The organism is Krasilnikovia sp. MM14-A1259, assembly GCF_047159535.1.
Taxonomy (GTDB): Bacteria; Actinomycetota; Actinomycetes; order Mycobacteriales; family Micromonosporaceae; genus Actinoplanes.
Map to the genome: position 1 here is coordinate 6,586,530 of NZ_BAAGAJ010000002.1, position 11,515 is coordinate 6,598,044.

The window sequence follows — 11,515 nt, forward strand, 5'->3', positions numbered from 1 at the left end:
GTCAGGAAACGAATTCGGTGATGTTCGCATCGAGCAGCCCGAGCAGGGCTCGGCCCGCGGGCTCCAGCCCGTAGAGGACGCGCCGGCCCACCCGGCGGCGGCGTACGACCCCGGCCTCCTGCAGCGCGGCCAGGTGCTGCGACACCGTGCTGGGTGCCAGCCCGAGCGTGGCGGCGAGGCCGGTCGTGGTGACCGGGACGGTCAAGGCCCGCAGGACCGCCGCGCGGCCCCGGCCGAGCAGGATGGCCAGGGGATCGTGGTCGGCGGGGGCGGGCCGTGCCGGGCCGTCGGCGAGCACCGCGGCGCCGCGCGACTGGTACGTCACCATGAACACGTCGGGGTGGTCGCTGGAGCACATCAGCGTCCCCCGGGAGAAGATCAGTGGCACCAGGAGCAGCCGCTGGTCGACCACCCGCAGGCGGTGTTCCGTCGACTTCATCAGCGTCAACACCGGCGGTTCCCAGCGGATGAGCTCGTGCAGCTGTGACAGCACGGCGCCCGGGCCGTCCGCGGCCAGTACCCGGGAACGCAGCAGCACCTCCTCCTCCAGCGCGGCCCGCATCGCCGGCCAGTACGGCGCGATCGCCGCGTCCCAGTAGGCCGCCAGCCCGTCGGCGAGCCGCCCGAACGCGGCGTGCCGGTTGGTGCGGAACGGGCGCAGGGACACCGGTTCGCCGCCCGGGTAGTGCTTCGCGAACTGCTCCTCGACCACCTCGGCCGGGGTGGCGCGCAGCCGGTCGAGCTGTTCGGTGATGGTCGGGATCGACCCGGTCGGCACGGGCGCGAACAGATCGGGGGCGGCGTCGTCGAACTGCAGGTACACGTGCACCGGGGCGGTCGCCGGATTGGTGCGCAGGACCTGGCGGGCGCGCGCCGCCCACGGCCCGTACGGCCAGGGGACCTCGTCGGCGGGGCGCCGCAGCAGGAACAGCCCGACGGTGAGTTCGGCGAGCGGGCTGATCGCGATCCGGGTACGGGCGAGCGTCTGCTCATCGAGTTCGATGCGGATCACGACGGGATCCTAGGCCGGGCGGTCACGTGGGCACGCTCTGCGGAGGTGGCCGGGGCTCGGTAGCGGTCCGCAACCGGCGCCCTGCCCAAGGCGGACGTAGAGTGACCAATCGGGCACCAATTGCCACACTGCGTGCGCCATGTCTTGAGAAAAGACTGACTGTGAGCAACCTCAAGTGAGCTTGGCGTCCGCCGAATCCTGGGGTGACGTGCGACACGATGTTGTGTGGAAGGACGACCCATGGTGCGAATTCTGCGGCGAGTGCGGCTGCGCTCACGGCTGCTCCTCGCGTTCGGTGCGTTCTGCCTGCTGATCTCGGCGATGACCTTTGTCGGGGTGTCCGAGTCGGGCCGTCAGGCGGCGGTCACCGACGAGGTGGCGCGGCTGCAGGTGCTGACCCGTGACGTCATGCAGCTCAAGTTCCGCGCCGCGGACGTCAGCGGACGCCAGCTCGCCTACGCCTGGGACGTGCCGTTTCTCGGCGGCAAGGCGGCCACAGATCCGGAGTCGTCCAACCGCAAGATCTTCCTGGACGTCCTGAAGAGCGCCGACGCGGATCTGAAGGCGGTGCCGGTCGGCAACCTGACCCCGGCCGAGCAGAAACTCCTCGGGGCGATCAAAGCCAGCTTCGCCGACTACAAGAAGTACGACGACCAGGTCGTCGACCTGTTCCGGCAGGACTCCCCCGAGTCGATGAAGCTCGCCAACATGCTGATCCTCGGCAACGGGTACGACTCGTACTACGCGATCATGGACAACACCCTTCAGCTGATCGACTCCGTGCACGTGCGTGCCGACGCGGCGCAGCACCAGGCCCGTGTCGCCGCGCAGCGGCTGCGGATGCTGCTGTTCGTGGGCGCAGGCCTGGCGGTCGTGCTGACCGTACTGATGGGTCTGGCCATCACCAGCAGCGTCGTCAAGCCGGTCGCCGCGGTCGCGGATGCCCTGCGTACGCTGGCTCGGCGCGATCTCACCGGCAAGCTCCCGGTCGAGGGCCACGACGAGCTCACCGTCATGGCCGGAGCGTTCAACGAGGCCACCGCGGCCATGCGGGAGACGCTGGCCAGCGTCGGCGCGCGGGCGTCCGCGGTGGCGTCGTCCTCGCGGGCCCTGGCCGAGGTGTCCGACCGGATGCAGGAGCAGGCCGCGGACACCAGCCTGCAGGCCAACGTGGTGGCGGGCGCGGCCGGGGAGGTGTCCGACAACGTGGCGGGCATGGCGTCTGCGGCCGAGGAGATGAACGCCTCGATCAACGAGATCGCGCGCAGCACCGAGGCCGCGGCCTCGGTGGCCGGCGAAGCGGTGAACACCGCTCAGGAGACCTCTTCCGCGGTGCGCGAACTGATCCAGGCCAGCATCGAGATCGGCCAGATCGTCAAGACCATCACCGCGATCGCGGAGCAGACCAACCTGCTGGCGCTGAACGCGACCATCGAGGCGGCCCGCGCAGGCGACGCCGGCAAGGGCTTCGCGGTGGTGGCCAGCGAGGTCAAGGACCTGTCGCAGGAGACGGCCCGCGCGTCCGAGGACATCATCGCCAAGATCGACGCGATCCAGCAGACCACCGAACGGGCGGCCGCGTCCATCGGGCAGATCTCCGGCGTGGTCAAGCAGATCTCCGAGCTGCAGAGCACCATTGCGGCAGCCGTGGAGGAGCAGTCCGCCACCACCGCGGAGATCAACCGCAACGTCTCGGAGGTCTCCGCCGGTTCGCAGCAGATCGCCCACGGTGTGGGCGGGGTCGCGGACATCGCGGCCGCCACCACCCGCGACGCCGACGCCACCCGGGAATCCGCCCGCGACCTGGGCGCCACCGCCCGCGAACTGGACGAACTGGTCTCCTCGTTCGGCTACTGAGCGCGGCCCGGTGATCCCGGGCGGCCCTTACCGCCCCGGGCCGGGTAATCCGGGTGAGGTGACGCGGCCAAGGCCGGTATCGTGGTCAGCCAGGCGACGAACCGGCCATCACCGGGGAGCCTCCGGAAGAACGGGCGGGCCCACCCCGCCCCAGTAGAACCGGGCGGACCGGCCCGCACCCTCGCCGGACAACGAGCGGGCGTCCCGTACGCGGGGCGCCAAGCGAGGTGGTACCGCGGGCCGCACGGCTCGTCCTCGCAGACCACGACAACGTGAGCTGCCCGAGGAGACGGACCACCGATGGCCTACCCCAAGCACAGCGATGCGGCCGGAGTCCCGGCCAGCCCCGACCTGCCCGCGGTCGAGCGCTCGGTGCTCGAGCACTGGGCCGCCGACCACACGTTCGAGGCCAGCGTCGAGCGGCGCCCCGCCGGTGACAACGGGACAAACGAGTTCGTCTTCTACGACGGGCCGCCGTTCGCCAACGGGCTGCCGCACTACGGCCACCTGTTCACCGGCTATGTCAAGGACGTCGTCCCGCGCTACCAGACGATGCGCGGGCGGCGCGTCGAGCGCCGCTTCGGCTGGGACACCCACGGCCTGCCCGCCGAGGTGGAGGCGGAGAAGCAGCTCGGCATCACCACCAAGGCGCAGATCGTCGATCTGGGTATCGACAAGTTCAACGAGGCCTGCCGTGCCTCGGTGCTCGCGTACACCAAGGATTGGGAACGCTACGTCACCCGGCAGGCCCGGTGGGTGGACTTCGGCAACGACTACAAGACCCTCGACCCGGACTACATGGAATCGGTCATGTGGGCCTTCAAGACCCTGCACGACAAGGGCCTGGTGTACGAGGGCTTCCGGGTCCTGGCGTACTGCTTCCGGTGCGAGACGCCGCTGTCGAACACCGAGACCCGGATGGACGACGTCTACCGGGACCGGACCGATCCGGCGCTGACGGTGTGGTTCCAGCTGGAGTCCGGCGAGAAGGTCGGCGTCTGGACCACCACGCCGTGGACGCTGCCGTCGAACCTCTCGCTCGCGGTCGGCCCGGACATCGAGTACGCGGTGCTGGAGCGCGACGGCGAGAAGTACCTGTTCGGGGCGGGGCGCGTCGCGGCGTACGGAAAAGAGCTGGAAGGGTTTGAACAGACCGGCACCGTCTTCGGGCGGGACCTGGTGGGGAAGCGGTACACGCCGCTGTTCGACTACCTGGTCGAGCAGGGCGGGCCGAACGCGTTCCAGGTGCTCGGCGCGGAGTTCGTGACCACCGAGGACGGCACCGGGGTCGTGCACCTGGCGCCCGCGTTCGGTGAGGACGACCAGAACGTCTGCAACGCGGCCGGGATCCCGACCGTGGTCACTGTGGACGATCACACCCGGTTCACCGCGCTGGTGCCCGACCACCAGGGCACCCAGGTCTTCGACGCGAACAAGCCGGTGATCGCCAAGCTGAAAGAGCGCGGCGTGGTGCTGCGCCACGACGGCTACACCCACTCGTATCCGCACTGCTGGCGGTGCGACACCCCGCTGGTCTACAAGGCGGTGTCGTCGTGGTTCGTGGCGGTGAGCACGTTCCGGGACCGGATGGTCGAGCTGAACCAGGAGATCACCTGGACTCCGGCGCACATCAAGGACGGCTCGTTCGGCAAGTGGCTGGCGGGCGCGCGGGACTGGTCGATCAGCCGGAACCGGTTCTGGGGCTCGCCGATCCCGGTGTGGAAGTCCGACGACCCGAACTACCCCCGGGTCGACGTGTACGGCTCGTTCGCGGAGCTGGAACGGGACTTCGGCGTGCAGGTCAAGGATCTGCACCGGCCGTACATCGATGAATTGACCCGGCCCAACCCGGACGACCCGACCGGGCAGTCCGTGATGCGGCGGGTGCCGGAGGTGCTGGACTGCTGGTTCGAGTCCGGGTCGATGCCGTTCGCGCAGGTGCACTACCCGTTCGAGAACAAGGAGTGGTTCGAGCACCACTACCCGGGCGACTTCATCGTCGAGTACATCGGGCAGACCCGCGGCTGGTTCTACACCATGCACGTGCTGGCCACGGCGCTGTTCGACCGGCCCGCGTTCCGCAACTGCCTCAGCCACGGCATCCTGCAGGGCGCCGACGGTCGCAAGATGTCCAAGAGCCTGCGCAATTACCCGGACGTGTACGAGGTCTTCGACCGGTACGGCTCCGACGCGATGCGCTGGATGCTGGTGTCCTCGCCGGTGCTGCGCGGCGGCGACATGCCGGTCACCGAGACGGCGATCCGCGACGCGGTGCGTCAGGTGCTGCTGCCACTGTGGAACGTCTGGTACTTCTTCAGCCTGTACGCCAACGCGTCCGGCCACGAGGCCCGGCTGCGGACCGACTCGACCCACCTGCTCGACCGCTACGTCCTCGCCAAGACCGGTGAGCTGGTCACGGACGTGCAGCGGCAGATGGACGAGTACGACATCTCCGGGGCGTGCGCGACCGTGCGGTCGTACCTGGACGCGCTGACGAACTGGTACGTGCGCCGGTCCCGGGACCGGTTCTGGGCGGGCGACGCGGACGCGTTCGACACGCTCGCGACCGTGCTGGAGACGCTGTGCCGGGTGGTGGCGCCGCTGGCGCCGCTGACCGGGGAGGAGATCTGGCGCGGCCTGACCGGCGACCGTTCCGTGCACCTGACCGACTGGCCTTCCGCGGAGCCGTTCCCGGCCGACCACGAACTGGTCGCGTCCATGGACGCGATCCGGGACGTGGCGTCGGCGGCGCTGTCGCTGCGCAAGGCCCGGGGTCTGCGGGTACGGCTGCCGCTGGCGTCGCTGACCGTGGCCACGGCCGGGGCGGCGAGCCTGGAACCGTTCGCGGATCTGCTCGCCGACGAGGTCAACGTCAAGGAGGTGCGGTTCAGCGCGGACATGGCGACGTACTGCCGGCAGGTGCTGACCGTGGTGCCGCGGGTGCTGGGCCCGCGGGTCGGCAAGCAGGTCCAGCAGGTCATCAAGGCGGTGAAGGCCGAGGAGTGGGAACTGGTCGACGGCGCACCGGTCGCGGCCGGGGTCACCCTCGCCGAGGGCGAGTACGAGCTGCGGCTGGTCGCGGCGGACGTGGAGAACTCCGCGCCGCTGCCCGGCGGTGCGGGCGTCGTCGTCCTCGACACCACGGTCACGCCGGAACTGGCCGCCGAGGGCTTGGCTCGCGACGTCATCCGGGTCGTGCAGCAGGCCCGGCGCGACGCCGACCTGGACGTGTCCGACCGGGTCACCCTGACCGTCGCCGCATCGACCGAGGTCGAGGCCGCGGTGGACCGGCACCGGACGTTCGTGGCGGAGGAGACACTCGCGACGTCGCTGTCGTTCGGCGAACTCGCCCCCGAGGCGGGCTTCACCGGCGAGGTCGGTGACGGGGAACAGGTGACCGTCTCGGTGTCCCGCGCGGTGTGACAAGCGTCTCCCGGTCCGGCGTCCGCCGCCTCGGCGGCGGATGCCGGACCCCGCAATACAAGATCCACGCGAAGTCGTGGGCGCGGGTCAGATAGCCTCACATCGCCCCCACATTTTGCACGCCCGCCGGAGGAACCGTTGCCGCTGCTCTACTCGATCGGCAAAGTCACTGTCGGTAACGCCATGATCCTCGGTTGGCGACCTCAGGTCGACGGCCTGGAGCACATCCCGGCCACCGGCGGCGCGATCTTCGCCGGCAATCACCTGTCCGTCGCCGACGAACTGTTCCTGGGCGCGGTCGTGCCCCGCCACATCGCGTTCTGGGCGAAGGCGGAGTACTTCACCGGCACCGGCCTCGGCGGGTTCTTCACCCGCAATCTCATGCGCGGCCTCGGCGCGATCAAGGTGGAGCGCGCGGGCGGGCGGGCCGCGCTGACCGCGTTCGACGGGGCGATCCCGGTGCTCAAGGGCGGCGACATGGTCGCCGTCTACCCCGAGGGCACCCGTTCCCCGGACGGGCGGCTCTACCGGGGCCGTACCGGGGTGGCCCGGCTCGCGGTCGGTGCCGAGGTGCCGATCATCCCGGTCGGCATGCTCGGCACGGACGAAGTGCAGCCCATCGGGCAGCCGTACCCCAAGCCCGGCAAGGGGCGCGGCAAGGTCATCGTGCGCTTCGGCAAGCCGATCGAGACGGTCGGGCGGGCGGACGACCGTACGTCGCTGCGGACGCTGACCGACGAGGTCATGGCCGAGATCCAGAAGCTCACCGGGCAGGAGTACGTGCCCCGGTACGCGCCGCCGCGCCAGCAGCAGTCCTAGCCACTGCGGCTGAGTACGGCGTCGCGCAGGACGCCGACCAGTTCGGCACTCTCGTCGATCGAGCGGCGGGTCAGCAGCACCGTGGCCAGGCTGCCGTGGTCGGCCCAGCCGCACACCACGACCGCGCTGCCGCCGTTGCGGCCGACGCCGCAGCGCTCGTGCGCGCCCGCCTCACCCAGGTCGTACGAGGCGAGATCGCCGAGCTTGTAGTCGCCGCCCAGGTGGAGCAGCTCGGCTTCCAGGTCGGCCTCCGGCCGCAGCCGCAGGCCGGTGGTGCCGACGATGGTGACCCGTTTGCCGTGGCCGTCGCCGTACGCGCCGCCGAAGACCTCGTCGGCGGCCAGCCCGGTGTCGCGCAGTTCCTGCTGCAACCGGCCGGTCGTGCGCTTGGCGGCGGCGTCGTTGCGCAGGTTGAGGTCGGCGACGGCGTCGGGGAGGTTCGCTGTCACGGGGTACTGGTGGCTCGCCGGCCACGCGAAGTAGGCCGGAACGCCGCAGCAGCAGGCCGCGCCCAGCAGCATGACCAGGAGCGTTCTGCGCAGCGGGCGGCGTCGGCGGCGCGGCGCGGGCCCCGGCCGCCCGTCCGGGCCGCTGCCGGGGTGGAGCGTGGCGGGACGGCCTCCGGGCGGGGGCATGGTGGGACGGCCTGCGGGCGGCAGTGCCGTCGGTGGGCGGGTGGGTGGGCGCGAGGCCCTCGGCGGTGCCGGGTGGGTCGGCCGCGACCCGGCCGATGCGTACGGATGGTGCGGTGGCGCGGCGGGTGCCGGTGAATGGTGGGCCGGGTCCTGCGGGTGTGCGCGGTTTGCCGGCGGCCGCGGGCGCGTCGGGGCGGGTGCGGTCGGCGGTGCCGCCGGATTGTGGGCCGTGGGCTGCGCGCGGCGGCTCCACCAGCGGCGTTTCGCAGCGGGCGGCGCGCCCGCCGCCGTGACCGGAGGGGTGCGGCCATCCACTGCCGTCCCCTCTAGGTCTGATGACATGGATGGATCGGTCGGACGTCGGCCGGTCGGCGGTGCCGCGACGGGTGGTGCCGCGACGGGTGGTGCCGCGACGGGTGGTGCCGCGACGGGCGGTGCCGGATCGGGAGCCCGTGGTGCCGCGTCGAGCCGGGTCGGCGGGAGCTCCTGCGGGGCGTCGATGCGCGTCGGCGGCAGCACCATCGGCGCGGGCGGCGGCAGCAGATCCCACGGTGTGTCCTGGTCGGCCCACGGATCCACCGGCGGCGTCATCGCCCAGTCGTCTTCCTCCGGTTCCGGAGGGGGAGTCGCCCGAAGCCGTGACCACCACGGGCGCTTGGCCTCACCCGCCGGTACGGCCGCGGATCCGCTCCAGCGCACCGGGGCGGGGGTGGTCGGCGGTTCCGGCGACGCAGGCGTGGTCGACGGTTCCGTCACGGCGCGCGTGGTCGGGGGTCCAGCTGACAGCGGGGTGGTGGCCGCCGCGTCCTGCGGTACCCGGGTCGTCTCGGCTCGGGTGGCGTCGTCCGCGGAGGCGGGTGCGGGACGGGCGTCCGTGGCGGGTGGATTGCCCGGCTGGTCGGAGGCCGGGGGCGAGTCGCCCGGCTGGTCGGCCATCCTTGCTCCCCTCCCCGTGGCCCGGCGGGCCTTCTGCCAGGTTAGAGCCGGGCTGCCACCCGGGCACGGCGGCCCACAACGTCCCTTTCGCTCACATCGGCGCGGTGTGTTCCGCCCGGGCCGGGTGCGGCGGTACGTGATTCCACTCTCGACGGTTACGCTGCGGACGTGCTGGACATGCGGGGTGAGCACGGACGATGGTCGTGTTCGCGGGCACGGGGTGTCGTCGTGCGCGGCGGGATCCGTCGACGGGTGCGGCCGGTCAGGGACGATCAGGGCGAGCGATGAGCGAACGAAGCGGGCCGATGGCCCCGGCGGGGTACGGGCATGGGTGACGACCCGAGCCGGCCCGACGGGACACAGGATTTGCGGCTGCCCTGGGAGGAGGACCCGGAGGAGCTGTACGAGCACGCCCCCTGCGGCTACCTCACGACCCTGCCGGACGGCACGATCGTACGGGTCAACCAGACGTTCCTGACCTGGACCGGCTATCCCCGCGCCGCCCTGGTCGGGCACCGCCGCTTCAGGGACCTGCTCACTCCGGGCGGTCGCAGCTACCACGACACCCGCTACGCGCCGTCGCTCAGCATGCACGGCGATGTGCGTGAGGTGGCGTTCGACATCGTGTGTGCCGACGGGCGACATCTGCCCGCCCTGGTCAATTCGGTGTTGAGCCGCGACCCGGGCGGGCTGCCCCGGCTGATCCGTACGACGGTGTTCGACGCCACCGAGCGGCACGGCTACGAGCAGGAACTGCTCACCGCGCGGCGGGCGGCCGAGGCCTCCGAGCGGCGGGTCGGCGTACTGCAGCAGATCGTCGCGGATCTGGCCGCCGCGCCGACCGAGGCCGAGGCGGCCGAGGCGGTGGTCCGGGCGCCCGGGCCGGCGTTCGGCGCGCTGGACGCCAGCATCTGGCTGGTCGACCCGGAACGTGACCGCCTTTTCGTGGCGGCCACGACCGGGCCCGCCCGGCCGGGCGACGAGGAGATGCCGCGCGCGTCCGCACGCCCGGTCGCGGAGGTGGCCCGCCGCGGCGACCTGCACGTCGTCGGGTCGGTGCCGGAGGCGGACGAGCACTTCCCCGAGCTGGCCGAAACGATGCGCGGCACCGGGCGGCGTACGGTCGTGCTGCTGCCGCTGACCGCCGGGCCCGGATCCGATTCCGGCCCCCCGGACGTGCTGGGTGTGCTGGTTTTCGGGTTCGTGGAGCAGCGCGCGCTCAGCGACAGCGAGCTGCGGGTGGTGCGGCTGCTGGGGCACCAGGCCGGGCAGGCGCTGGACCGCGCCCGCCTCTACGACGCCACCCGCCGCCGCGAGCAGCGGGCGACGTTCCTGGCCGAGACCACCCGCGCGCTGGAGGAACTGCCCCGGCTGCTGCCCCGGGCCCGGCGGCTCGCGGAACGCCTCGTCCCGGAGGTGGCGGCGTGGGCCGAGGTGCGCCTGCGGGTCGGTCCGGCCGGTGTGGTGGCCGACGCGGGCGGCCCGGCGCCGGACGCGTCCGCGCTGGCCGAGCGTGTGGCGGCGGTGATCGCCTCCGGCGAACCCCGATTCGCGGACCACGAGTACACCGAACCGGGCTGCGCGGTGCTGCCGTTGACCGTGCGGGGTCACGTCCTGGGCACGCTCGCGCTGCGACCGGCACCGGGACAGCGGCTGTCCGGGGCGTGCTTCCTCGGCGACCTGGCCGACCGGGCGGCCCTGTCCCTGGAGAACGCCCGCCTGTACGAGCAGGAACGCGCGATCGCCCGGACCCTGCAGCGCAGCCTGCTCGCCGGGGACCTGCCCGCGGACTCCCGGTTCACGGTCGAGACGTACTACCAGGCGGCCGGGCAGGACCTGGAGGTGGGCGGGGACTGGTTCGACGCGTTCCGGATCACCGGCGACAAGCTGGGGGTGGTGGTCGGTGACGTGGTGGGCCGTGGCATCGACGCCGCGACCACGATGGGTCAGCTGCGCAGCGCCATCCGGGCGCTCGCGTCGGCCGAGGCGGGGCCCGCGCGCCTGCTGGAACGGCTGGATCGCTTCGTCGACCGGGTCGAGTCGGCGCGGATGACCACGGTCGCGTACGCGGAGATCAACCTGACCGCGTGCGAGATGACGTACGCGTGCGCGGGGCATCTGCCGCCGCTGCTCGCCGAGCCCGGCAGCGCACCCCGCTACCTGCTGGACGGCCGGTCCGGTCCGCTGGGTTCGCGGGCCGCCGGGGAACGCATCGAGCACCGCATCCGGCTGACCGCGGGGAGCCGGATCCTGCTGTACACCGACGGTCTGATCGAGCGCCGGGACCGGCCGCTGGACGCCGGTTTCGAGGTGCTTGCCCGCGCGTACGCCCGCTGCCGGGACGCCCCGCTGCCCGGTCTCGCCGCGCGCCTGGCCGACCTGCTGGTGGGCCGCGACCACGGTGACGACGTCTGCCTGCTGTGCCTGGCGATGGGCACGGAGGACCGGCTGGAACGCAGCATCGGCGCCGATCCGATGCAGATCGCGCTGTTGCGCAAGGATCTGCGAGGCTGGCTCGCCGCGCACGCGGTGGACGAGGACAGCAGCGAGGCGGTGCTGCTGGCCTGCTCCGAGGCGGTGGCCAATGCGATCGAGCACGGTTACCGCGACGACCCGTTCGGTACGGTCCGGGTGGTGGCGTCGGTGGCGGGTGGTGCGGTGGAGGTGCGGGTGGCCGACCGCGGGACGTGGCGCCAGACGCGCGAGGAGGACTCCCGCGGGCGTGGCCTGCGGCTGATCCGTCAGGTGATGGACGAGGTGGTGATCGCCCGGGGCGAGGGCACCACCGTGACGATGAGGCGGGGCCGCCGGGACGGTCGCTGACCGACGTCCG

Annotated in this window: 6 protein-coding genes; 4 read left to right on the plus strand and 2 right to left on the minus strand. The window is 72.1% G+C overall.

The genetic code is table 11. The features are described 5' to 3' along the window. Position 1: 1 nt before the first annotated feature. Positions 2 to 1,012, minus strand: coding sequence for an ArsR/SmtB family transcription factor (locus tag ACMCNK_RS29980; RefSeq protein ID WP_412739689.1), 1,011 nt, complete (start codon positions 1,010 to 1,012; stop codon positions 2 to 4). Positions 1,013 to 1,252: 240 nt separating this feature from the next. Between ACMCNK_RS29980 and ACMCNK_RS29985 the strand changes: the two genes are divergently transcribed. From ACMCNK_RS29985 to ACMCNK_RS29995, 3 genes are all read left to right on the plus strand, one after another. Then, positions 1,253 to 2,869, plus strand: a complete 1,617-nt coding sequence (locus tag ACMCNK_RS29985) for a methyl-accepting chemotaxis protein (protein WP_412739690.1) — start codon at positions 1,253 to 1,255, stop codon at positions 2,867 to 2,869. Positions 2,870 to 3,169: 300 nt separating this feature from the next. Then, a complete protein-coding gene (gene ileS / locus ACMCNK_RS29990) occupies positions 3,170 to 6,292 on the plus strand; it encodes an isoleucine--tRNA ligase (RefSeq protein ID WP_412739691.1) in 3,123 nt (1,040 codons plus the stop codon). A gap of 138 nt (positions 6,293 to 6,430) precedes the next feature. Further along, positions 6,431 to 7,111 (plus strand): lysophospholipid acyltransferase family protein, encoded by a 681-nt coding sequence (locus ACMCNK_RS29995; RefSeq protein ID WP_412739692.1) that lies wholly within the window; start codon positions 6,431 to 6,433, stop codon positions 7,109 to 7,111. On the opposite strand, the gene ACMCNK_RS30000 is transcribed toward ACMCNK_RS29995, so the two are convergent. Further along, the gene (locus ACMCNK_RS30000) at positions 7,108 to 7,746 is read right to left on the minus strand and encodes a hypothetical protein (protein ID WP_412739693.1); all 639 of its coding nucleotides are present in this window, start codon (positions 7,744 to 7,746) and stop codon (positions 7,108 to 7,110) included. The two genes, ACMCNK_RS29995 and ACMCNK_RS30000, sit on opposite strands and share 4 nt — an antisense overlap. Before the next feature lie 1,263 nt (positions 7,747 to 9,009). Here ACMCNK_RS30000 and ACMCNK_RS30005 point away from each other — a divergent pair. Continuing rightward, on the plus strand, positions 9,010 to 11,505 hold the full coding sequence (locus ACMCNK_RS30005; RefSeq protein WP_412739694.1) for a SpoIIE family protein phosphatase: 2,496 nt from the start codon (positions 9,010 to 9,012) through the stop codon (positions 11,503 to 11,505). Positions 11,506 to 11,515: the final 10 nt, after the last annotated feature.

Coding starts and splice junctions, on each gene's coding strand:
- ACMCNK_RS29985 (WP_412739690.1), top strand. CDS start 1,253: ATGGTGCGAATTCTGCGGCGAGTGCGGCTGCGCTCACGGCTGCTCCTC.
- ileS (WP_412739691.1), top strand. CDS start 3,170: ATGGCCTACCCCAAGCACAGCGATGCGGCCGGAGTCCCGGCCAGCCCC.
- ACMCNK_RS30000 (WP_412739693.1), bottom strand. CDS start 7,746: ATGCCCCCGCCCGGAGGCCGTCCCGCCACGCTCCACCCCGGCAGCGGC.
- ACMCNK_RS30005 (WP_412739694.1), top strand. CDS start 9,010: ATGGGTGACGACCCGAGCCGGCCCGACGGGACACAGGATTTGCGGCTG.